Origin of the sequence: Phenylobacterium sp. (assembly GCF_965284355.1) — a bacterium.
Lineage (GTDB): Bacteria > Pseudomonadota > Alphaproteobacteria > Caulobacterales > Caulobacteraceae > Phenylobacterium.
Genome location: NZ_OZ260078.1, coordinates 3,361,570 through 3,383,900, shown reverse-complemented (window position 1 = coordinate 3,383,900; position 22,331 = coordinate 3,361,570). Strand labels below are relative to the sequence as shown.

19 protein-coding genes are annotated in these 22,331 nt (G+C 69.3%); 6 read left to right on the top strand and 13 right to left on the bottom strand.

The features are described from left to right. Positions 1-29 precede the first annotated feature (29 nt). Positions 30-1,304: a phosphoribosylamine--glycine ligase gene (purD, locus tag ACQ66R_RS16610; RefSeq protein WP_430423799.1), complete on the bottom strand. Its 1,275-nt coding sequence runs from the start codon at positions 1,302-1,304 to the stop codon at positions 30-32. Positions 1,305-1,451: 147 nt separating this feature from the next. On the opposite strand from purD, the gene ACQ66R_RS16605 reads away from it, so the two are divergent. The 3 genes from ACQ66R_RS16605 (at position 1,452) to ACQ66R_RS16595 (ending at position 4,858) form a co-directional block, all read left to right on the top strand. Beyond that, a complete protein-coding gene (locus ACQ66R_RS16605; protein ID WP_430423798.1) occupies positions 1,452-2,102 on the top strand; it encodes a sensor histidine kinase in 651 nt (216 codons plus the stop codon). Positions 2,103-2,108: 6 nt separating this feature from the next. After that, positions 2,109-2,369, top strand: a complete 261-nt coding sequence (locus ACQ66R_RS16600; protein WP_430423797.1) for a SemiSWEET family sugar transporter — start codon at positions 2,109-2,111, stop codon at positions 2,367-2,369. 188 nt (positions 2,370-2,557) lie between these two features. After that, entirely contained in the window at positions 2,558-4,858 is a 2,301-nt protein-coding gene (locus tag ACQ66R_RS16595) for a tetratricopeptide repeat protein (RefSeq protein ID WP_430423796.1), read from the top strand. A 13-nt stretch (positions 4,859-4,871) separates the two neighbouring features. Here the strand turns inward: ACQ66R_RS16595 and ACQ66R_RS16590 are convergent, their stop codons facing one another. The 7 genes from ACQ66R_RS16590 to rfbF are packed head-to-tail and all read right to left on the bottom strand — an operon-like array spanning position 4,872 to position 11,059. Beyond that, positions 4,872-5,525: a hypothetical protein gene (locus tag ACQ66R_RS16590; protein ID WP_430423795.1), complete on the bottom strand. Its 654-nt coding sequence runs from the start codon at positions 5,523-5,525 to the stop codon at positions 4,872-4,874. Then, positions 5,522-6,319, bottom strand: coding sequence for an NAD-dependent epimerase/dehydratase family protein (locus ACQ66R_RS16585; RefSeq protein WP_430423794.1), 798 nt, complete (start codon positions 6,317-6,319; stop codon positions 5,522-5,524). Before ACQ66R_RS16585 ends, ACQ66R_RS16590 begins: the two co-directional genes overlap by 4 nt. Before the next feature lie 28 nt (positions 6,320-6,347). Then, complete coding sequence (locus ACQ66R_RS16580; protein WP_430423793.1) at positions 6,348-7,424, bottom strand: FkbM family methyltransferase; 1,077 nt, start codon at positions 7,422-7,424, stop codon at positions 6,348-6,350. Between the two features lie 56 nt (positions 7,425-7,480). Next, the gene (gene rfbC / locus ACQ66R_RS16575) at positions 7,481-8,011 is read right to left on the bottom strand and encodes a dTDP-4-dehydrorhamnose 3,5-epimerase (RefSeq protein WP_430423792.1); all 531 of its coding nucleotides are present in this window, start codon (positions 8,009-8,011) and stop codon (positions 7,481-7,483) included. Continuing rightward, positions 8,011-9,252 (bottom strand): methyltransferase domain-containing protein, encoded by a 1,242-nt coding sequence (locus ACQ66R_RS16570; protein WP_430423791.1) that lies wholly within the window; start codon positions 9,250-9,252, stop codon positions 8,011-8,013. The genes rfbC and ACQ66R_RS16570 overlap by 1 nt, the downstream gene beginning before the upstream one ends. After that, positions 9,249-10,304, bottom strand: a complete 1,056-nt coding sequence (rfbG, locus tag ACQ66R_RS16565) for a CDP-glucose 4,6-dehydratase (protein ID WP_430423790.1) — start codon at positions 10,302-10,304, stop codon at positions 9,249-9,251. The genes ACQ66R_RS16570 and rfbG overlap by 4 nt, the downstream gene beginning before the upstream one ends. Continuing rightward, a complete protein-coding gene (gene rfbF / locus ACQ66R_RS16560) occupies positions 10,292-11,059 on the bottom strand; it encodes a glucose-1-phosphate cytidylyltransferase (RefSeq protein ID WP_430423789.1) in 768 nt (255 codons plus the stop codon). The genes rfbG and rfbF overlap by 13 nt, the downstream gene beginning before the upstream one ends. 142 nt (positions 11,060-11,201) lie before the next feature. Here rfbF and ACQ66R_RS16555 point away from each other — a divergent pair, with 142 nt between their 5' ends. Beyond that, positions 11,202-11,945, top strand: a complete 744-nt coding sequence (locus tag ACQ66R_RS16555) for a sulfotransferase domain-containing protein (protein ID WP_430423788.1) — start codon at positions 11,202-11,204, stop codon at positions 11,943-11,945. A gap of 40 nt (positions 11,946-11,985) precedes the next feature. Then, on the top strand, positions 11,986-12,966 hold the full coding sequence (locus ACQ66R_RS16550) for a M23 family metallopeptidase (protein WP_430423787.1): 981 nt from the start codon (positions 11,986-11,988) through the stop codon (positions 12,964-12,966). Positions 12,967-13,126: 160 nt separating this feature from the next. Here the strand turns inward: ACQ66R_RS16550 and ACQ66R_RS16545 are convergent, their stop codons facing one another. The 4 genes from ACQ66R_RS16545 to ACQ66R_RS16530 form a co-directional block, all read right to left on the bottom strand. Further along, on the bottom strand, positions 13,127-14,779 hold the full coding sequence (locus ACQ66R_RS16545) for a glycosyltransferase family 4 protein (RefSeq protein WP_430423786.1): 1,653 nt from the start codon (positions 14,777-14,779) through the stop codon (positions 13,127-13,129). A gap of 226 nt (positions 14,780-15,005) precedes the next feature. Next, a complete protein-coding gene (locus tag ACQ66R_RS16540) occupies positions 15,006-16,835 on the bottom strand; it encodes a calcium-binding protein (RefSeq protein ID WP_430423785.1) in 1,830 nt (609 codons plus the stop codon). A gap of 210 nt (positions 16,836-17,045) precedes the next feature. After that, positions 17,046-18,434, bottom strand: coding sequence for an HlyD family type I secretion periplasmic adaptor subunit (locus ACQ66R_RS16535; protein WP_430423784.1), 1,389 nt, complete (start codon positions 18,432-18,434; stop codon positions 17,046-17,048). Continuing rightward, the gene (locus ACQ66R_RS16530; RefSeq protein WP_430423783.1) at positions 18,431-20,167 is read right to left on the bottom strand and encodes a type I secretion system permease/ATPase; all 1,737 of its coding nucleotides are present in this window, start codon (positions 20,165-20,167) and stop codon (positions 18,431-18,433) included. Before ACQ66R_RS16530 ends, ACQ66R_RS16535 begins: the two co-directional genes overlap by 4 nt. Before the next feature lie 184 nt (positions 20,168-20,351). Here ACQ66R_RS16530 and ACQ66R_RS16525 point away from each other — a divergent pair, with 184 nt between their 5' ends. Then, positions 20,352-21,167, top strand: a complete 816-nt coding sequence (locus ACQ66R_RS16525; protein WP_430423782.1) for a DUF6270 domain-containing protein — start codon at positions 20,352-20,354, stop codon at positions 21,165-21,167. On the opposite strand, the gene ACQ66R_RS16520 is transcribed toward ACQ66R_RS16525, so the two are convergent. Then, complete coding sequence (locus ACQ66R_RS16520) at positions 21,127-22,290, bottom strand: hypothetical protein (protein WP_430423781.1); 1,164 nt, start codon at positions 22,288-22,290, stop codon at positions 21,127-21,129. The two genes, ACQ66R_RS16525 and ACQ66R_RS16520, sit on opposite strands and share 41 nt — an antisense overlap. Positions 22,291-22,331: the final 41 nt, after the last annotated feature.

Genomic DNA, 22,331 nt, shown 5'->3' with positions numbered 1-22,331 from the left:
CTGGCGGCTTCGCCGCCTGTCCCTCCCCATCAAGGGAGGGAAAGCGCGCGCCAGCCGATATCGCGGCGGCAGAAGCCGTCCGGGAAGTCGATCGCGTCGACGGCGGCATAGGCCTTGTCCTTGGCGTCGCGCAGCGTGACGGCCCGGGCGCAGACGTTCAGCACGCGACCACCGGCTGCCCGCAGCACGCCGTCGTCGTCCAGCTTCGTCCCGGCATGGAAGACCGCCGCGTCCGCGCCGAAATCGGCGTCGGCGCCCGTGATGACGCCCCCGGCCTGCGGCGTGCCCGGATAGCCCCTGGCCGCCACCACGACGCAGATCGCGGATTCGTCCCGCCACTGCGGCTCCGGCATCTCGGCCAGCCGGCCGGTCGCACAGGCCAGCAGGTAGGGCACGAGGTCGCTCTTGAGACGCAGCATCAGCACCTGGCACTCGGGATCGCCGAAGCGGGTGTTGAACTCCACCAGCTTGGGTCCGTCCTTGGTGGCCATCAGTTCCACGAACAATACGCCGCGATAGGGCGCCCCATCGGCGGCGATGCCCGCGAACGCCGGCTCCACCAGCCGCGTGCGCACCTGCTCCACCAATTCCGGCGTGAAGACCGGCGCGGGCGAATAGGTGCCCATGCCGCCCGTATTCGGTCCCTGCTCGCCATCGAACACCCGCTTGTGGTCCTGGGCCCAGCCGAAGACCATCGAGGACTTGCCGTCGCACAAGGCGAACAGCGAGCCGATCTCGCCTTCCAGGAACTCCTCGATGACCACCCGGGCGCCGGCCTCGCCGAACCGGCCTCCGAAGGCGTCGTCGATCGCGGCGTCCGCCTCGGCGCGGTCCGGGGCGATCACCACGCCCTTCCCGGCCGCCAGCCCGTCGGCCTTGATGACGTAGGGCGGCGTGAAACGGGCCAGCGCCGCCTTGGCCGCATCGGCGGTCTCGCACACCGCATAGGCCGAGGTGGGCAGTCCGTAGCGGTCGCAGAAGGCCTTGGTGAAAGCCTTCGAGCTCTCCAGCTGACCCGCCTGGGCCGTCGGCCCGAAGCACGGGATGCCCACCGCTGCCAGCGCGTCGGCGAGCCCCGCCGCCACCGCGGTTTCGGGGCCGATCACCACGAGGTTGGCGGCGATCTCCTGCGCCAGCGCCACCAGGCCCGCGACGTCGGTCGCGGCCACGTTCCGCAGCTCGCACTGGGCCGCCATGCCGGGGTTGCCGGGCGCAGCCACCAGGCGCTTCACCAGCGGCGAGGCCGCGATCTTCCACGCCAGCGAGTGTTCGCGGCCGCCGGACCCAACGATCAGGATGTTCATGAGGCGCCGCTTTCGCCCGCAGGCCCTTTCGGGTCAAGCGGGGAGCCCGCTTCAACGTGACCGGTTCCGCGAACGCGGCGCCGAGTGGCAAGATCGACCGACCCGCCTTACGGTAGAGCGTCGGCCCGGCCGACCACGGGAGTCAGTATGGTCAGTCCCAGCGACGAAAGCCCGGAAGCCGCCCTCCAGCGCCAGGAGGCGCGGCAGAGGGAGGCCGAGCACCGGGTCAAGAACACCCTGCAGCTGATCTCCTCGATCGTCATGCTGCAGGGCCGCCGGGTGAGCGACGACACCGCGCGCCAGGCGCTCCGGGCCGTGCAGCTACGGGTGGCCGCCGTCAGCGTCGCCCACCGCCACGTCACCTGGTCGGACGACTGCGAAGAGGTCGAGTTGTCGGGCCTTGTGCGCGAGATCGCCGGCGATCTGGCCGGGTCTGCCGGGCGCGAAGGCGTCGACATCGACCTGGACCTCGAAAGCATTCACATCCCGGGCCGGCATGGCGCGCCGGTGGCGCTGCTGGTCAGCGAAACCGTGAACAACGCCTTGCGCCACGCCTTTCGCGACGGCGTGCCGGGGCGCATCCGCGTGGGCTTGCGCCGCACGCCGGAGGGCTTCGAGATCTCGGTCGCCGACGACGGGGTGGGGATGGACCCTGCGGCGCCCAAGGCCGGCTTCGGGCTGACCGTGGCCCAACTGATGGCCCAGCAGCTTCGCGGCAAGCTGGATATCAGACCTGAGCAACCCGGGGTCCGCATCATCGTTAGCGTCCCCATGGACAATCACACGCAACGGGCCTGAGGCCTCATGTTCTCAGCCGCCGACCTCGTCGGCACAGGCGCCGCCCTGTGCTCAATGGCCAGCTTTACGCCCCAGATCATCAAGATCGTTCGCGAACGCGACGCCTCGGCCGTGTCTCTCCGCATGTACGCCGTGACCGTCACGGGCTTCGTCCTCTGGACCGTCTACGGCCTCATGACGGGAAGCTGGCCGGTCGCCGCGTCCAACATCGTCTGCCTCGGGCTGTCGGCCACGATCCTGGTCCTGAAATGGCGCTTCTCGCGCTAGAGCGCGTCGGTCGACGGGGACGCCGGTTTCGCCCCGAAACACGAACAAAATCGACGCAATAGCGCCTGTTCACCCGGTTGAGACGACCCCATCTGCACCGGACAGGCTTCAGGTGCGGCCACCCGGCCCTAGCCATGGCCGGGCGAGCGCCGTAAGTCGGGCGCGACTATCGGCATAAAGGTCTAGGAATGAGCGATCGGTTGAACGCGGCGCAGGCGGCCCTGACTGCGGGGCGCCGGGACGAGGCCATCGAGCACCTCAGCGCCGCGATTGCGGAAGACCCCGCCCGCACGGTCCAGGTTTACCGGGCGCTGGTGGTCCAGCTCTACAACGCCGGCCGTTTCGCAGAGGGCGAGGCCGCCGCGGCGAAAGGGCTCGAGCGTTACCCCCGCGACTACGACCTGCTCAACACGCGCGGCGTCCTTCTGCGCAAGCTGCGCCGCCAGGCCGAGGCCGTGCCGCTGTTCGAAGCCGCCATCAAGCTCCAGCCCAAGAGCCTCGCCGCACAGCAGAACCTGGGCAACGTGCTGATCGACCTGAACGAGCTCACCAAGGCCGAGGCGATGTTCACGAAGCTGATCCGGCTGGAGCCGCGGAACAGCGAATATCACCGACAGCTGGGCCGAACGCTGAGCAAGCTGGGCAAGATCGAGCCGGCGCTGATGCGCCTGCGCACCGCGATCAGCGTCAAGCGCGACAACGCCGATGCCTGGCTGGACATGATCGGCGTCCTCAACGAAGAGCTGCGCACGGCCGAGGCCGAAGAGACGATCGACAAGGCGCTGGCCATCGCGCCGCACGACCTGCGCCTGGCCGAGAGCAAGGCCATGGTGATGCGGCGCGCGGGCGACCTGACCCGCTGCGAGGCGTTTCTCGAAGAGCAGCTGCCCGCCAACCCGAACGTGGCGTGGATCCACTACCAGCTGGGCATGCTGGTGGCCGACCGCGATCGCGAGCGCGCCAACTACCACCTCGAGAAGGCCTACCAGCTGGATCCGGGCCGACTGGAGACCGCCACCGCTCTCGTCGAAACCTGGGAGCGCAGCCGGATCGGCGACGAGGGCGCCTACATCGAGAAGGCCTACCAGCTGGCCCTGTCACTGTTGCCGCGCCGGAACGAGTTCACCGACGCGGCGAACAAGATCCTCACCGACGTCTTCGTACGGGTGGCCGACTACGACGCGCTGGACGCCGTGGGCGATTTCGAGACTCTGGGCCGCAGCTGGGCCCGCCACGGCCGCCACACGGCGCTGCTGAAGCAGCTGGCCCGCGTTCGCTCCGACGCAGACCGCCTGGAGCTGGTCGAGCAACACCGCATCTGGGGCCGCGACCAGGAGACCGCCGCCGCCCGCCGCAAGATCGCCCGCCCCGCGCCGCGCCCGGCCGACGGAAAGATCCGGCTGGGCTTCATGTCGTCTGACCTGCGCCAGCACCCCGTGGGGTACTTCGCGATGCCGCTGTTCGACCACGTCGATCCGCGGTTCGAGGTCTATGTCTACTCGTTCAATCAGGGACAGCCCGACCCCGCCCAGCGGCACATCGAGAGCCGGATCAAGGCCTACCGCTGGTGGCGCGACATCGGCGTGCCCAAGGCGGCCGAGAACATCGCCGCCGACCAGCTGGACATCCTGATCGAACTGGGCGGTTCGACCCACATGAACAAGCTGGAGGTGATGGCCTATCGCCCGGCCCCGGTTCAGGCGAGCTGGCTGGGCTATCCGCACTCGGCGGGTCTCTCGACCATCGACTACTTCATCTGCGACCCCTACAGCCGGCCGACCAAGGACGAGTATCTGGTCGAAACCCCGCTGGTGATGCCGCACACCTGGCTGGCGCTGGGCCAGCAGTTCTTCGTCGACCGGCACGCGATCGCGGCCGAGATGCCGTCCGACCGCAATGGCTTCGTGACCTACGGCACCGCCAACAACCCGCACAAATATACCCGCGAGGTGCTGCGTCAGTGGGCCCGGGTGGTCGCCGCAACGCCGGGCTCGAAGTTCGCCTTCGTGCGCCCCGAGGCCAGTGGCGAGAGCTTCCGCAGGAACATCGAGAAGCAGTTCGCGCTGGAAGGCGTCAGCGCCGACCGGATCATCTGGCGCGCGGTGCGCGGCGCCCACCTGCCGCACTACAACGACATCGACATCACGCTGGACCCGTTCCCGCTCACCGGCGGCACCACCACCACCGAGACCCTGTGGATGGGCGTGCCCCTGGTCAGCATGGTAGGCGAGGCGTTCTTCGAGCGGCTCAGCTATTCGATCCTGTCGAACGCCGGCTTCGGCGACCTGTGCGCCAGGACCCTCGACGAGTACCTGGAGATCGCGCTCAAGCTGGCCGCCGACGTGGACCGCCGCCGCGAGTTTCGCACCACCATCCGCGACCGGCTGCGGGCCAGCCCGCTGGGCCAGACCGAACAGTTCGCCGCCGACTTCTACGCCATGATCCACCGCGCGGTGACCGAACGGCCGGGGCTCAAGAAGACCGCCTGAGCGAGCCCAGCGCCTACAGCCGGAAGTATTCCTGCAGCAGGTCGTTCGGGCGGGGCGCGAACGTCAGGTCCGCGCCGCCGGAGCGGAACGCGATGACGCCCTCGGGGACGGTCTTGTTCACCGCGCTGGTTCCCTGGCTGAGCACCGAGTCCGAGCCGATCACCGAGCGGCCGATGACGGCGGTGTTCGGATAGAGCACCACGCGGTCGCCGATCACCGGGATGTCGGTCTTGTGCCTCCCCACGGTCGAGTTCTGGTAGAGCACCAGGTAGTTTCCGTAGGTGGCCTTCGCCAGGACGATGCCGACCGAGTGGCCAATGTAGAACACCTCGGGCATCTGGATCTCGTAGAAGAGGTCGATGCCGTTTAGCGCCTTGTTCATCAGGAACAGCCGCGTCCCCGCCGCCGTATCGCCCGAGCGCCGGTAGATCGTGTTCGAGAGGTAGTAGAGGAAGATGCAGTGCTGCGAGCTCTGCAGCACGTTGAACTGGTCGGGCCGCCAGGGCGCGCAGGCGTTGATGCAGACATGCATCCGCTCCAGCGCCTCGTCGATGTGGGCGTCCACGGCCTTGCGGAACTCGGCCTCACGCCCGTCGGGCACGATGGCGGCGCACTGGGCGGTGACGTAGCCGATCAGGCTCTCGCGGGTGTGGTCGACGAGCTTCACGCGGGCAGACCCTCCAGGTAGTCCTTGACCACATCCTCGACCCGTCGGGCGACGACGCCAAGGCCCGCGAGGCGTTCGGCGCTGGCGTTGGGCGGCGGCAGCGGCGTGGCGTCGCCCGTGAACCTGACCCACCAGCCTGCGCGCTCGAAAACGCGGGCGATGTCGGCGTTGGTCGACAGGCGGCCGGCGGCCACGTTGTAGATTCCCTGACCTCGTTCAGCCAACGCGATCAGCGCCTCCACCGTGTCGTCCAGATGGATGTAGTCGCGGGCGATGTTGGGGCTGCTTTCGAGCACGAGGTCGCGGGTCGTCCGCGCCTTCATCAGCCACTCCGAGAGGAAGCCCGGCGCGCCGTCGGCCCAGTCGTAGACGTTGGACAGCCGCGCCACGGCGCCCCGGCCGCCGGTGCGGGCCAGGGTCAGGTTCTCGCCCAGCGCCTTGGACAGGTCGTAGACCCGGCGGGGGTCGGCCGGATCGAAGACCAGCGGCTCGGCCTCGTGCGCCACCTCCTTGCGCTGACCGTCGTAGAGCCGGGTGGACGAGCAATAGACCAGCCGCTCGAACCGGTCGGCGCGGATCACCTCGCTGACCAGACTGGCGTGCGCCTCCACCGTATCGAAGGGGCGGCGATCGTAGTCGGCGGTCAGGCCCGCGCAGTAGAAGACCGTCCCCAGATCACGCTCGCAAAGCGCCGGATCGCCCTTGGCCGGGGCCCACACGCTCCAGCCGTCGGCCTGCAGCCGCGCGCTCAGGCGGGCGCCGACGAAGCCGGCCGCGCCAACGACGGTGGCCAATCTAGCGGGAGATGGGCCCGCCAAAGCCTCAGAGCCCACCCAGAGGGTGATGCAGCTTGGGATCCTTGTGGCGCAGGTACTTGGGGCTCACGCCCTTCACGATCGAATAGCCGGGCCCGTCGAACACTGCGGTGTCCTTCACGGCCACCATGTTGAAGCCGTGCGGCGGGCCTTCCAGGTAGACGTCTTCCACCGGGATCAGCTCGACTGGCTTGCCCGCCAGGTCGTAGTTCGAGTTGAAGTCGCGCAGCGCGAAGACCGTGTAGCCGTGGCCGGTCAGCAGCTTGACGATGTCGGTATTGGCGAGGCCATTCGACCAGTCGACGTAGTGGCGGTGCACCTCGAACAGGATGTCGGGCGCCTGCCCCTTGGGCTGCGCCAGGAACGGCTCGGCGCCCTTCAGCGCGCCCAGCTCGGCGCCTTCGATGTCGAGGACGATCAGGTCCAGCACATCGACGCCCGACGCCTTCAGGTAGTCGGCGATGGTCACGGTCTTGAAGGTGTCGTCGCCCGCCTCGGCCACCTCGGCGCTGGCGAAGCTGTCGAAGCCCACCAGCTTCAGGTTCGTCGAGCTGTCGTGCCACAGTCCCTCGGACCGCGGCTTGATATTGGTCAGGCCGTTCAGCTCGGCGTTCTTCATCAGCATGCCGCGCTGGTCGTTGTTGGGCTCGAAGGCGTGCACGACGCCCCCCTTCGCCGCGATCTCGCGCGCGATCAGCACCGCGTGGTCGCCGAAGTAGGCGCCGCCGATCACGACGTTCTTCGCGCCCCCCCGCGTCTTGCCACGGGCAAGGTCCACCAGGATACGGCTGGTCATCGGCTCCCAGGCATGGTCGGGCGCCTCGGGCTGCGACATCACGAAGTCGCGGGCGATCTTGGAGCGGTAGAGGAACTCGAACGTCACGCCGGTCGAGAGCGTCCGCCGCACCACCGCGTCGTCGTCATACAGCGCATCCACCAGCGGGCCGGTCAGCTCCTCGCGCACATCGACGCCGGGCGCCTGGATCTGCCCCTCGAAGGCGATCAGTTGGCGGATGAAGGCCTTCCGCCAGTCCTCCGTCTCTCCGATCCGCGAGAGCGCCTCGAGCGCCTTTTCCTTAGCCATAGAAGTCCAGGTCCATTTCGATAGGGCGCAATCTCTAGCAGACGGCGCCGAGGTTCTCAGCCCCGATGGTCGGGGTACGAAGCGTCGCGCTCCGAGATCAGTCGCGGGGCGGCCGGCCAGTCGATCCCGAAGGCCGGGTCGTTCCATCGGACGCCGGCGTCATGGCCCGGGCGATAGGCGGGTGCGATCTGGTAGACGACGTCGGTGTCCGGCTCCAGGGTCAGGAAGCCGTGGGCCATCCCCTCGCCGATATAGAGGCCGACCAGGTTCTCGGCCGACAGTTCGGCGCCGGTCCACTGGCGATAGGTGGGGCTGTCCGGGCGCAGGTCGACGGCCACGTCGAACACCCGGCCGCGGGTGACGCGCACCAGCTTGGCCTCCGCATGGGGGGCGGCCTGGAAGTGCATGCCGCGCAGGGTGCCGGACGTGGGATTGCGCGAAAGGCTGGTCTGGACCGGCTCGAAGGGAATGCCCGCCGCGGCGAACGCCTCGGGGCAGTGCAGGCGCGCGAACAGGCCCCGCTCGTCCGCGTGCGGCTCGGCCTCGACGCGGACCACGCCCGCGATCGTGGTGGGCGTGAAGCGCACTAGTCCAGCACCCGGGTCAGCGGCGAGGCCACCACGAACCTGCCGCCCCAATCGGCGATGAAGGCCAGCTGCTGGGTGATCTCGTCCTTCAGGTTCCAGGGCAGGATGACGACGTAGTCGGGGCGCGTGGTCTTGACCGCCTCAGGGCTGCGGATCGGCACGTGGCTCCCCGGCAGGTAGCGGTCCTGCTTCGCGGGATTGGCGTCATAGACCTCGACGATGTCGTCACGGGTGACGCCGCAGTGGTTGAGGAAGGTGTTGCCCTTGGCGGCCGCGCCGTAGGCCGCCACAGCCTTGCCGTCGTCCTTCGCCGCCGCCAGGAACGCCCGGAAGCTCTCGCACATGGCGTCGACGCGGGCGGCGAAGCCCTCGTAGGTCTCGATGCGATTGAGGCCCGCGGCGGCCTCGGTGGCGCGCAGGGTGCGCAGCGCCTCGGTCTCCTGGTGATCGGCCGCGGCGTGGCAGCAGAAGAGCCGCAGCGAGCCGCCGTGGGTGGGCAGCAGCTCGACGTCGAACGGGCGCAGGCCATGGGCGGCCAGAACCTGCTCCACCGCCACCAGCGACAGGTACGAGTAGTGTTCGTGGTAGATCGTGTCGAACTGCACCAGCTGGATCAGGTTCAGCAGGTGCGGGAACTCGAAGGTGAGCACGCCCTGCGGCTTCAGCACGTGGCGGAAGCCGGCCACGAAGGCGTTGAGGTCAGGAACGTGGGCCAGCACGTTGTTGGCGGCCATCAGGTCGGCGCGGTCGCCACGGGCGGCCAGGGCCTGGCCGGTTTCGGCGTTGAAGAACACCACGTCGGTGCGCACGCCGATGGCGCGGGCGGCCTCTGCTGTGTTGGCGGTGGGCTCGATGCCCAGCACCGGCACGTCATTGGCGAGGAAGTGCTTGAGGAGGTAGCCGTCGTTGCTGGCGACCTCGATCACCAGCGACTCCGGCCCCAGGCCGAAGCGCTCGATCATGGCCTCGGCGTAGCGTTTGGCGTGCGCCACCCAGCCCGGCGAGAACGACGAGAAATAGGCGTAGCCGGCGTCGAAGATCGCCTCGGCCGGCACCTCGTGGTCGGCCTGGACCAGGAAGCAGCTGTCGCAGACGCGGGTGTGCAGCGGGAACACCGGCTCGTTCCCCGCCGCCAGCTGTTCGGGCGTCAGGTAGCTGTTGGCCAGCGGCTGGTCGCCAAGGTCCAGGAAGGTGCGGGTGAGCGGGGCGCGGCAGAAGCGGCAGAGGGGAGCGGAACTCATTTGCGCGCTTCGTAGCCTTCGATCTGCTCCAGGCAAAGGGACAGCGCGTCCTCGCCCGCCGCCTGGCGTCCGTACCAGTCCATGGTGAGCGCGACGGCCTCGGGCGCCTCAAGGCGGCTTTCGAAGCCCAGGGCTGTGCGGGCCAGGGTGGCGTCGATCGCCAGGGCCTTGGCCTCCAGCGAGGTCGGGTCGGGCTCGTGCACCCACGCCTTGCCGCCCAGCGCCTGGACGCCCAGCGTCGCCAACTCGCCGACGGTGACCTCGGCGCCGCCGGGCCGGGGGCCGAAGTTCAGGGCGCGGGGCGCGTCGGGGCGGGTGGCCAGGGCCTCCAGCAGGGTGAAGTAGCCGGCCAGGCAGTCGAGCACATGCTGCCAGGGGCGCGTGGCCTCGGGATGGCGCAGCACCACGGCCTCGCCCGCTCGGGTCGCGCGCACGATGTCGGCCACCAGCCGGTCGCGCGAGAAGTCGCCGCCGCCGATGACGTTGCCGCCGCGGGCCGTGCCGACCGCCACATCCTTGAAGTAGCTCTTGGCGAAGCTCTGCACGACGATCTCGGCCGCAGCCTTCGAGGCCGAGTACGGGTCCTTGCCGCCGAGGTTGTCGCCCTCCTGGAAGGCGCGACCGGAGTCGTTGTTGGCGTAGACCTTGTCCGACGTGATGGTCAGCACGGCCTTCAGATCGGGCTGCCTACGGAGCGCCTGCAGCAGGCGAGCCGTGCCCATGACGTTGGTGTCGAACGTGCCCAGGGGGTCCTCGACAGAGGTCCGCACGATCGCCTGGGCGGCCATGTGCAGGACGAGGTCAAAGGTCTTGCCGGCCAGCGCCGCCTCGATCGCCGCGGGATCGCGGATGTCGCCCAGGTGCGAGTCGATGCGCTCGTCGACGCGGGCCATCTCGAACAGGCTGGGGCTCTGGTCGGGCGCAAGCGACAGACCGGTCACCTGCGCCCCCATCCGGGTCAGCCAGATCGACGCCCACGAGCCCTTGAAGCCCGTGTGGCCGGTCAGCAGGACCCGCTTTCCGGCCCAGAAGCGGGAGGTCACCGTCGCCACGGCGCCTCGCCGGAGGCCCACAGGCCTTCGAGGATGTTCTTGTCGCGCAGCGTGTCCATGGCGGCCCAGAAGCCGTCGTGGCGATACGCCATCAGCTGGCCGTCGGCGGCCAGGCCTTCCAGCGGCTCGCGCTCCCATATGGTTGGATCGCCGTCGATGCGATCGATGACAGAGGGGTTCAGGACGAAGAACCCACCGTTGATCAGCCCCTGGTCGCCCGGCGGCTTCTCGATGAAGCGGTCGACGCGGTCGTCGTTGATGTCCAGCGCGCCGAAGCGTCCGGGCGGCGCGACGGCCGTGATGGTGGCGTCCTTGCCGTGGCCCTTGTGGAAGGCCGTCAGCGCGGTGAGGTCCACGTCGGCGACGCCGTCGCCATAGGTCATGTGGAACGGCTGGCCCGGCTCCAGGTACTGCGCCACGCGCTTCAGCCGGCCGCCGGTCATGGTGTCGGACCCGGTCTCGACCAGGGTGACCTTCCAGGGCTCGTGATTGGTGGCGTGGTATTCGATCGTGCCCGTCGCCAGGTCGACCGTCAGGTCGGCGTTGTGCAGCACGTAGTTGGCGAAATACTCCTTCACCACATAGCCGCGGTAGCCCAGGCACACGACGAAGTCGTTGAAGCCGTGGTGCGCGTAGAGCCGCATGATGTGCCAGAGGATCGGCCGGCCGCCGATCTCGATCATGGGCTTGGGTTTGAACTGGCTCTCCTCGGAGATGCGCGTTCCCAGGCCGCCGGCCAGGATCACCGTCTTCATGCGTCCGCCTTGCAGGCGCGCGCCCCCCGATGGACCCCGGTGGGACTCATCTCGCGCGCAGGTTTGAACGCCGTCTTAGCGGCTACTGCGCCGCGTCAGAAGCCCCTTGCCCGAAACGCCGCACCGAGGGATGCACAGGCGCATGGCCGAGCCACCCCTGGTCAGCTTCCTGATCGCCGGCGCCCAGAAGGGCGGGACGACGGCGCTGTTCGACTATCTGACCGACTATCCCGACATCGCGCTGCCGGCCGAAAAGGAACTGCACGTCTTCGACGACGAGACGCAGGACTGGTCCGCGCCCGACTACCGCGCCTATCACGCCCGCTTTCCGGACCCCGCAGGCCGGCCCTGCGGCGAGGCGACGCCGATCTACAGCTACTGGCCGAACAGCCTGGAACGGATCTGCGCCTACAATCCGGCGATGAAGCTGATCCTGGTGCTGCGCGATCCGGTGCAGCGGGCCTGGTCGCACTGGCGGATGGAGTATGCGCGGGGGGTCGAGACGCATCCGTTCGAATGGTGCGTCCGCGAGGGACGCCAGCGCCTGTTCGCCGCCGAACCGTGGGGTCACCATCGCGAGTTCAGCTATGTCGAGCGCGGCTTCTATGCCGAGCAGGTCGAGCGGCTCCTGGGCCTGTTCCCGCGCGAGCAGCTGCTGTTCCTGACGTCGGACGAGCTGCGAAGCGATCCGGGCTCGGCGCTGGGGCGGGTGCGGACGTTCCTGGGGCTCCCCAAGGCGCCGACGCCGGCGGCGCGCGAGGTGCATGTGGGGCGGCAGATGGATTACCCCTCGCAGCTGACCCCGGGCGTGGTCGCGCATCTGCGCCAGGTGTACGCCGCCGACGCCGAGCGGCTGGAGGCGCTGACCGGCATTCGTTTCGGATAGAGCCACAGTTTCGTCCCGCCGCACCGCCAGGGTCCCACGCATGAAGGCCGTCGCGTTTTCCCTCCTCGCCCTCGCCGCCCTGGCGCCCGCCGCATCCACGCAGACGGCCAGGCCCGTGCTGGACTTCCCGCTGGCCTGCGAGCTGGGGCGGACCTGCGAGATCCAGCACTACGTCGACCGCGATCCCACGCCGGCCACGCGCGACTATCGCTGCGGACTGAACACCTACGACAAGCACAACGGCATCGACATCCGCATCCCCGACATGGCCGCCCAGCGTCGGGGGGTGGCGGTGCTGGCCGCGGCGCCGGGGCGGGTGGCGCGGCTGCGGGACGGGGTGACCGACATCTCGGTGCGGGCGCCGGGCGCGCCGCCGGTGACCAACGCCGAGTGCGGCAACGGCGTGGTGCTGGATCACGGGGGCGGCTGGGAGACCCAGTACTGCCATCTGGCCAAGGGCAGCATCGGCGTGAAGGTGGGCGACGTGGTGAAGGCCGGGGCGCCGCTGGCGCGCGTGGGCCTGTCGGGCAATACCGAGTTCCCGCACCTGCACTTCACGGTGCGCAACGGCGGCCAGATCGTCGATCCTTTCGCCCCCGAGGCGCAGGCGGCCTGCGGCGTGCAACCGGGACTGTGGCGCGCCGATGCGGCGGCGAAGATGGTCTACCGAAACGGCGTGGTGCTGAACGCCGGCTTCACCGACGGCGAGATGACCCAGGAGCAGGTGGAGGCGGGCGGCCTCCGGCCCTTCAGCGCCGCCGCGCCCTATCTGGTGTCCTATGTCCGCGCGATCGCCCTGCAGCCGGGCGACGTGGTGGAGCTGGAACTGAAGGCGCCGGACGGGGCGGTGTTGGCCAAGAGCCGCGCCGAGCCGCTGAAGAACTGGCGCGCCCAGAGCCTCGTCTACGTGGGCAAGCGGCGGCCGGCCACGGGGTGGGCCCGGGGAACCTACATTGCCGACTACCGGGTCTGGCGCGAGGGCAAGGTCGCGATCTCGCGGCGGATCCAGGTCGCGCTTTGAGACGGTTCCGTGATGACCTAGTCGTGAACTGGCGCAAGCTTCTCCATGGCAGGGCTTTGCGCTAGGTTCGGCTTGTCAGCCTAGCTCTCCAGTGGCTGTGTCGCATTGGCCGGGCGGTGGATCGCGAGATCCGTCGTCCGGCCGTCTGCGTTCTGGGCCCCTAACCCGCCGGATGCAGCGCCACGACGTCGTGCCGCGCCAGCCAGATCAGCCCGCGTTCGAGGAAGTTGCGCCGGCCGGGCGGGATCAGCTCGATCACCTTGGCCACCGGCATCGGGCCCTGTGCGGCCAGCGCCTGGATCACCACCTCGAGCTCGGCGTCGCTGGGACGGTTGAAGCGGCTGTAGACGGCCAGCGCTCCGCTGAGGCGCGCGTGCGCCGTCGGCCAGTCCAGGCCGGGGTTCAGCATCACCACGTCGTGCCGCGAGAGATGCCGCGTCGGGTAGCCGGCGAACAGGACATAGGGGTCGGGCCGGTACGGGTTCTGACGGCGCGTCGGCTCAGGCGGCGCTGCGGCGAGCCGCGCGCGCTGCTCGGCCCAGAGCGCCTGATACTGCGGGATGATGGCCGCCCAGTCGAAGACCTCGCGCGCCTGCTGGCGGGCCGCCTCGCCCATCGACCGCCGGATCTGCGGATGATCGATCAGCGTCGCCAGGGCCACCTCGGCCCGGCCCAGATCGACCGCGGTGTATTGGGCGGTCGCCCCCACATAGTTCTCGTAGCTGATCCACTTGTTGGCGAACCAGTAGGCGAGGTCCGTGCCGAAGCCGGGCCGCGGCGTGACCGTCGGCACACGGAAGCCGTCGACCCCGTCGCGGACCGTGTCCTTGTAGCCGTTCCAGTCGGTGACGACACACGGCAGCCCCGCCGCCATCGCCTCGACGGGCGTCAGGCCGAAGGTCTCCTGGATGTTGTCCGAGAAGCTGATGAAGATGTCGGCCACCGACCAGATCGAGAAGCGGATGTCGGCGGGGCGGCCGTCCACCTCGCGATAGTGCACCGAGGGACAGAGCTTGCGGGTCTCTTCATGGAACCCGGGGCCGGCGGACGCCGGCTCGATCCAGCCCGAGTTGACCCAGTAGACGGGCTTTCCCGTGCGGCGCGCGGCGCGCTCCAGGGCCATCGCCATCAGCGCCGGGTTCATCTTGGTCCGGACGCTGAAGCGGCCGACGAAGAGGACGACCACGGCGTCGTCGGGGATGTCGAGCCGCGCGCGCCAGGCGCTTCGGTGCTCGGGCGTGGTGGCGAAGTCGTCGACGTTGACGCCCAGCGGGATCGTCGCGCGCATCGGCTCACGTCGGCGGCGCGGGCCATAGGCGTCGGCCATGTAGTCGCGCATGGCCGAAAGCTGGGTCTCGACCGCGTCACGCACGGCGGTCGAGGTGCAGATCAGCGCGTCGTAGTCCTCGGTGGGGGCGATCAGCAGGTCGGGCACCAGGCGCATGACCGTGGCCGTCGCCGTGGTGTGGGTGAGGCCGCATAGCGCGTAGTGGCGGGCCCCCTGCGGCGCGCGTTGCCAGGCCTCGGCGTCGATCTCGGGGGACGGGACATTGAGCACGCCAGGGTCGGACAGCTCGTCACGACGAGCCTGGCCGATCCAGCGGACCGGCTTGCGTGGAGGCTCGATGCGGTTGACGAGGTCCTCGAGCTCGGCCTGCGGGCGGCCGGTGACGTTCCAGAAGTGATAGCGATCGACGTCGGCGTGCCGCAGGAAGCCTCGCAGGAAGCTCTCGCCGGCGGCATGGCGGCCCAGCAGGCTCTGCCCGGTGGTGTCGTAGCCGTTCGGATGTAGGAAGAGCGCCGCGTTCGACATGGAGGCCCCGACTTACCCCACCGCACCCGGCGCGGGCAAAGGGAAAGGGGCGAGCAGCTGGCCGCGGCGGTCAGCGCCGTGGGGAGAACCTCCGGGTCGCGACGAGCGCCTTGCGGATGCGCGGCATCTTCGGGCGGTCGCGTGGTCCGCGCATGGATTCGACGCGAGGCACATAAGAAAAGGGCCGCCCCGAGGGGCGGCCCAATCCTTGTTGCTCTGGTTCGACTTAGGCCGGGATGTTCGCGGCGCTGATGTCGGCGAGCGTACGGCCCACCAGCACCACTGCGTCTTCCGCCGTGCCGTTGTTGGCGCCGGTATCGGTGAAGATCACGACATCCGAACCGACCTGGATGACCACGTAGTCGTTGCCGTTGCCGATCTGGGTGTTCGCCAGGGTCAGCGCGGCGTCGAAGGTCGCGGCCGTCAGTTCGATATAGTTCACGCCGTCGGTCGCCGCGCCGATGCCCGTGTAGTCGAGCGAGTCGGTCGACTGCCAATCGAGGATCTGGTCCAGCGTACCAGCCGTGACGCCCGAGTCGCCGGACGCGAAGACGAACAGGTCGTCGCCGTTGCCGCCGCGCAGGAAGTCGGTGGTGGCGCCACCGGTGATGACGTCGTTTCCGTCGCCACCTTGCAGGGTGTCGGAGCCGGCGCTGCCGCCGATGGTGTCGTTGCCGCCACCGCCGTCGACGTTGTCGTTACCGGCGCCGCCTTCCAGGGTGTCGTTGCCTTCACCGCCGGTGACCACGTCGTTGTCGCCGCCCGCGTCCACGGTGTCGGCGCCAGCGCCGCCCGAGATCACGTCGTTGCCAGCGTCGCCGAGGGCGCTGTCCGCGCCGTCGCCGAGGGTCAGGCTGTCGTTGCCGGTGTTGCCGGTCACGGTGTCGTCGCCGACGCCCATGTCGACCACGTCGTTGTCGGCGCCCGCATCGACGCTATCGTTGCCGTCGCCGGCATTGATGTTGTCGTTGCCGGCCGCGCCGGTGACGGTGTCGTTGCCGATGCCCGCCGTAACGGTGTCGGAACCGGCCGCGGCGTCGATGCTGTCGTTGCCGTCTTCACCCAGGAGCGTATCGCCGGCGCCGCCGCCAACGACGGTGTCGTTGCCGAGGTTGCCGTTGATGAAGTCGCCGACCGTGCCGCCGTTGCTGGTCAGCACGTCGTTGCCTTGGCCGCCGAGGAGCGAGTCACGACCGATGGCGTCCGACGAAATCGTGTCGTCGCCGCCGTTGCCTTGCAGCACGTTGACCTGAGCGCCGGTGACGCCGGCCGAGGTCAAGACGATGGAGTCGTTGCCGTCGCCGCCGAGGATCGAGGCGTTCGCGCTCGTCGCCGTGATCGAGTCGTTGCCCGCGCCGCCGTCGAGGCTGACAGCGCCGCCTTCGGCCGAGGCCGAGACGATCGAGTCGTTGCCGCCTTCACCGAGCATGACGTCGTTGCCGCCGCCGCCCGTGAGGGTGTCGTTGCCCAGGTTGCCGTTCAGGAAGTCAGCGCCCGTGCCGCCGGTGATCTGGTCGTCGCCTTGACCGCCGAGCAGGGTGCTGGCGGTGCTGCCGGCGCCGTTGATGCTGTCGTTGCCCAGGTTGCCCTGAGCGAAGTCACCGTTACCGCCCGTCGTGATCGTGTCGTTGTCACGGCCGCCGTAGATGGTGTCGGCGCCGGTGCCGCCCACCAGCGAGTCGTCGCCGGCGTTGCCCTGAAGCACGTCGGTCGAACCGCCGCCTTCGAGCGTGTCACCGCCCGCGTTGCCGTACAGACCGTCGGCCGTCGCCGCGCCGCCAGCGGTGGTCGTGTCAGCGCCGGCGGTGCCGACGAACAGGACCGAACCGTCGGGGAAGATCGGGGTTTCGCTGATGAAGTTCGCGTTGAACGTCACCGCCTTGCCGGTCAGACCCGAGATCACGGTCACGGTCGGACCCGAGGTCGCCGTCGCCGCGTTGAAGATCACGGTGGTGCGGGCAGCGTTCTCGCCCGTCTGGCCGAACACGAGGTTATCCGCCGTCGTGTAGGCCGCGGCTTGCGCGTCCGTGATCGTCTCAAAGAAATAAGTCGCCATTATTCTCTCCAGTCAGTGTCACACGGACCCCTGGCACGCTTGACCCCCACCGAAGTGAAGCAGTCCCAGCGGTCCATTACCCCAAGCGCCATAGCATGGCTGCGGCGTAGGTTAGACGAGCCCAAGGGGAGACGTATCGGAACCCCGCCAATTGCGCAACCTGAAAAAGCCCCCGGAATCTCAGCGCCCAAGGGTGTTGCACAGACGCCGCTACTCCTCGCGGAACGCGTCCTCCAGGGTGTCGGTAATGGGCGAAATCAGGAAGCTCATGATCGACCGGTCGCCGGTCTTGATGAGGGCCTGAGCGGGCATCCCGGGCGTCATCTGCACGCCCTTCTTCAGCTTCGAGAGTTGGCTGGGCGCGATTCGCAGGTCGACCCGATAGAAGGACACCCCGCTCTTCTCGTTGGTGATCCGATCGGCCGAGACGACTGCGACGGTCGCGTCCAGCGAGTCGTTGAAGCGTTGATTCAGGCCGGTCAGCTTCACCTTGGCGGGCATGCCCACGCGGACTTCGTCCACATCCTCGGGCTTGATCATCGCGGTGACCGTGAGCGGCGTAGCCACCGGCACGACGTCCATCATCACCTCGCCGCCGCCGACCACGCCGCCGACGGTGAACTGGGTGAGATTGAAGACGTAGCCCTCGACCGGCGAGCGCACGATCGTGGCGGCCAGGTTCTGGCGTGCGGCGGTAAGCCGCGGGATGACGTCGGAGAGTTTGGTCTGGCTGTCGCGCAGGCCTTCGGCCGCTTGGCTGGAACGCTCATTCTGCAGCGAAGACAACTGCATGCGCGTCTCGCCCATCTGCTGTCGCAGGCGGGCGATCTCGGACATCAGCTGGCCCCGACGCCCGCCCAGTTCGGCCAGCGAGCGCTCGTAGCGCAGGATCAGCGTCTTGGGCGCGAACCCCTGCTCGTTGAGCTTGCGGTAGCCAGACAACTCCTCCTCGGTCAGCCGCTGCTGCTCGAGAATCGACTCGAGCTGCGCCTGTTGGCCCTGGACCTGAGTCTGCAGCTGGTCGACGCGCTGGGCCAGGACCGACGACTGGCTCTGGAACAGCTGGCGGCGCGTGGAGAACAGGAATTCCTGGTCGCGGATGAGCTGGGCCACGCCCGGCTCGCCCATTCGCGACGTGAGCTCGGCCGGCAGCACCAGCGTGCTGCGATTGGTCGCCTCGGCGGTGAAGCGCGCGCCCTGGGCGACCAGGGTGTCGTACTGGTTCTGCAGCACATCGACCATGGCGCGCTGTTCGACGTCGTTGAACAGCAGGAGCGGCTGACCGGGTTTCACCAGCTCGCCTTCGCGGGCCATGATCTGCTTCACGACCCCGGCGTCCTTGGCCCGCAGCGTCTTGCGCTGCGAATCGACGCGCACCTCGGCCGGCGCGGTGATGCCCGACGCCAGCTGGTCCAGGGAGGCCCACAGGCCCACTCCGAACACGAACACCACGATGACGACGGCGCCCGCGATCATCGGCCGGCGCAGGCGCTCCCGCAGCTGAGGCGCCATGGTCTCGGACTCGTCGCCCCCAAAGGCCGGGAGAACGTAGTCCTGCTTGGCGGGCGGCCGGGTGAGCGACTTCAGATCCAGCTTCAACGGCCCGCCTCCACGGCGCGCACTTCAGGCGGCTGCGCCGGCTTGACCAGCCGGGCCATGACCTGGTCGCGGGGGCCGAACAGCTCGACCCGCCCGTCGCGCAGCACCAGCATCTTGTCGGCCGAACGGAACACGCCCGGCTTGTGCGAAATGATCACGACCGTGGCCCCGTTGGCCTTCATGGCGTCGATGGCGCCCATCAGCGCCTCCTCGCCCTCGGCGTCGAGGTTGGCGTTGGGTTCATCCAGCACGACGAACGCGGGGTTCCCGAGCAGACAGCGGGCCAGGCCCACCCGCTGGCGCTGGCCGGCGGAGAGCACGACGCCGCCCTCGCCCACGTCGGTGTCGTAGCCCTTGGGCATCCGCAGGATCAGGTCGTGGACGCCGGCGAGCTGGGCGGCGGCCACCACTTCCTCGTCGGTCACGCCCTCACGAAAGCGCGCGATGTTGTTGCGCACGGTGCCGGCGAACAGCTCGGTGTCCTGCGGCAGGTAGCCCACGTAGCGGCCGAAGTCGGCGCGATCCCAGGTGAAGACGTCGGCGCCGTCCAGGCGAACCACGCCGTTCAGCGGCTTCCAGATGCCGACCAGCAGGCGGGCCAGGGTGGACTTGCCGGCGCCCGACGGGCCGATCACGCCCAGAACCTCATTCGGGTCGATGGCGAAGTTGACGTTGCCCAGCACCAGCCGCTGCACGCCGGGCGGCGCGAAGTTCACGCCCTCGACCGAGAGCTTGCCCAGCGGACGCGGCAGCGCCGTCGACGACGACGGCGGCTCGGCGTTCTTCAGCAGGACGTTCAGGCGCTCGAACGCCCGGTACATGTTGTTGAGGGGGTCCCACGAGCCCACGATCTTCTCGATCGGCTGCAGGGCTCGGCTGGCCAGGATCATGTTGGCGAACAGCATCCCGGGGTGGATCTTGCCCTCGAGGATCAGATAGGCGCCCAGGGCCACGATCAGCACCTGCATCCCCATCCGCACGAACTTGATGACGTCGTTGTAGAAGTTCGACGCCTCGGCGGCGGCCGCGCCGCGCTCGATGGTGATCGCCCGGTGACGGGCCCAGGCCTTGCCCAGCGTGGGCAGCATGCCCATCGCGCGCACCACCTCGCCGTTGCGGAGCGCCGCGTCGGTAAAGCCATAGCTGCGGAGCGCCGCTTCGTTGGCGTCCTTCAGGGAGTTCTGCACCGCCCGGGCCTGGGCGATGGCCAGCAGCACCAGGATGACGGCGCCCACGAAGGTGACCACGCCCACCAGGGGGTCGATGATGAAGAGAACGCCCAGGTAGACGGGAATCCACGGCACGTCGAAGAAGGCGGCGGCGGCGATGCCGGTGAGCGACTGGCGGAACTGGTCGAGGTCACGCAGCGCCTGGGCGCGCGCGCCCGGATCGCCGCGGACGGCCGCGTCGAACAGGCTGGTGAACACGCGCCCCGAGGTGCGCTGGTCCAGCGCGACGCCGAAGTTGATCAGCACGCGGGCGCGGATGTCGTCGATGACGCTGGAGATCGCGAAGACGAACAGGGTGACGACCGTGAGCGTCCACAGCGTGGCCTGGTTCTGGCTCGTCATCACTCGGCCGTACACCTGGTAGGTGTAGAGCGGCAGCGCCATGTAGAGGATGTTCGAGACGAGGCTGAACCCGAACGCGACGGCCGCGGGCTTGTAGCCCTCGCGCAGGGCGCGTCCCAGGACATTGTCCGGGAGGTCCGTCAGGAAGGTCAGGAATTTCATTGCGCGCAAACTGTCCCGTCAGACCTTAGCAAGGGCTGATACACCATACTTCGACGAAAAGGGTGAACGCGCCTCACGATACGCCATTCTGACCGTCCCGCGCCGAAAGGGCGCGTTGATGCGCAGGCCGCCATCGCTTGTCAATGTTCCGGACTGTCGCCCCACCCATGCTATTGACCGCCGGATGAAGCCGCGCATCGCCATTCTCGGCAGCTGCATTACCCGCGACCTGTGGCCGATCCGTGGCGGCGGCGCGGAGCTCTTGCTCTACGTCTCGCGGACCAGCTTCCCTAGCCTGTTCTCGCCGGCGCTGGCCGCCTTCACCCCCGACGAAGGGCTGCCGGGCGACCTGCACCAGCACGAGCACGCCGCCCTGGTAGCCGACCTGCGCAAGACGGCGCTGGCGAAGCTGGTGGCCTACCGGCCAACCCACCTGATCTTCGATTTCATCGACGAGCGATTCGACCTGTTGGCCGCCGACGGCGCGCTGGCCAACATCAGCGGCGAGCTGGTTCGCAGCGGCTATATGGCGCAACCGGCGCTGGCGGCGGGACGGCGGATGTCGCGGCTGTCGGCGGCGTGCGAGCGGCTGTGGATGGACGGCGTGGCCGAGTTCGCAGCGGTGGTGCGGGCCACGCCCCTGCGCGACGCCATGTTCATCCACCACGAGGCCCGCTGGGCGACGCATCAGCGCGCGCCGGACGGGCGGCTGTCGCCGATCACCGGGGTCGAGATCGTCGGCGGGCAGCCGGCCGAGATCGGGCCGTACAACGCCCTGCTGGAACGGCAGGAGTCGGCGTTCCGGGCCGTGATGCCGCCGATGGCGCGTATCGACGCGAGCGGACAGCGCGTTGCCGACCCGGCGCACCGGTGGGGCCTCAGCCCGTTCCACTACGTGCCCGAATACTATGACGAGGTGCGCCGACAGCTGTGCGAGCTGGGCCTGGCCACAGCGTTTCCTATGGAGCGCCTTGACGCGCCCAGTGCTCCAGCGGCGTGACGCCGTCCCGGGCAAGATCAGGCTGTTTGGCCAGATAGGCCGCGGTCGGGAAGCCCGGCCGCGCCTCGGCGATCGCCCAGGCGCCGCCCTGCAGATAATCGACCAGCGGATTGACGCCGGGCGCCAGCGCGTCGCCGCGGGTCGCGATGTAGTGAGCGGCGTCGAACCAGGGGCCGGGCGAGAGACCACGGGGGCCGCCCTCGACCATGAAATGCGTGAGCGGCTCTACGCCCGCGGCCGCGACCTCCGGATTCTGCTCGAGGTACCAGCGGACGTCGAACAGCGGATGCGGCGACAGACCTTCGCGCCAGCCGGTGGTGAGATAGTGCGACAGCGGCGGTTCCGTCGTCTGGACCTGGCGGCGGTACCATGCCGGGTCGAACAGCGGATGCGGGGTGAAGCCGCGCGTCCAGCCTTCGCGGAGGTAGTGCGAAAGGGCGTCGTCGTCGGCCGCCAGGGGCCCCGACTGAGCCAGGTAGTGCGCCACATCGAACAGCGGATGCGGCCCCCCCTGCCCGCCCGCGCCGGTGCGGACGAAATGTTCCAGCGGGGTGACGCTGGTGGCGGCCAGCTCGGCGGCGTGCTCGCGAGCGTACCAGGCGGGGTCGAAGAGGCCGGAGGACGCGCGACCCTCGCGGCCGCCCGCGACCAGGTAGTGGACCAGCGGCGCGGTCCCCCGGGCGGCCACGTCGGGATTGGCGGCGACGTACCAGGCCTGGTCCAGCGGCGCGAGCGGGGCCACGGCCGGGTTGGCGCCGCGCCGGGCGTACGCCGCCATGTGGCGGAAGTCATGCAGCGGTCGGCCCGTCCCGCGCCAGACGCCGCTGCGGGCGATCACACAGGCCTGGCCCAGCGAGCCGAGGCGGATCAGCAGGCGGTCCAGCATCTGAGCCGGGCGCCCGGATCGGCGCGACGTCGAGGGGCGCCGCGCGCGATAGGCGGCCAGCGCCTGCTCGCGCAGGGTGGCCAGCAGCCCGGCGCGGGCGGCCAGCGACTCGTGCAGCGCCAGCGTCAGCTCGGTTCGGGTCAGCGCCTCGCGGACCTGCGCCTCATGGGCCAGCGCCTTGAGCCCGCCCACCTGGGCGGCCAGCGCGCGCACCTTGTCCAGGACGGGCGCGGTCACGGGGCTGATCCGGGAAGAGGGTTGGGCGCCGGCGGCGCGGC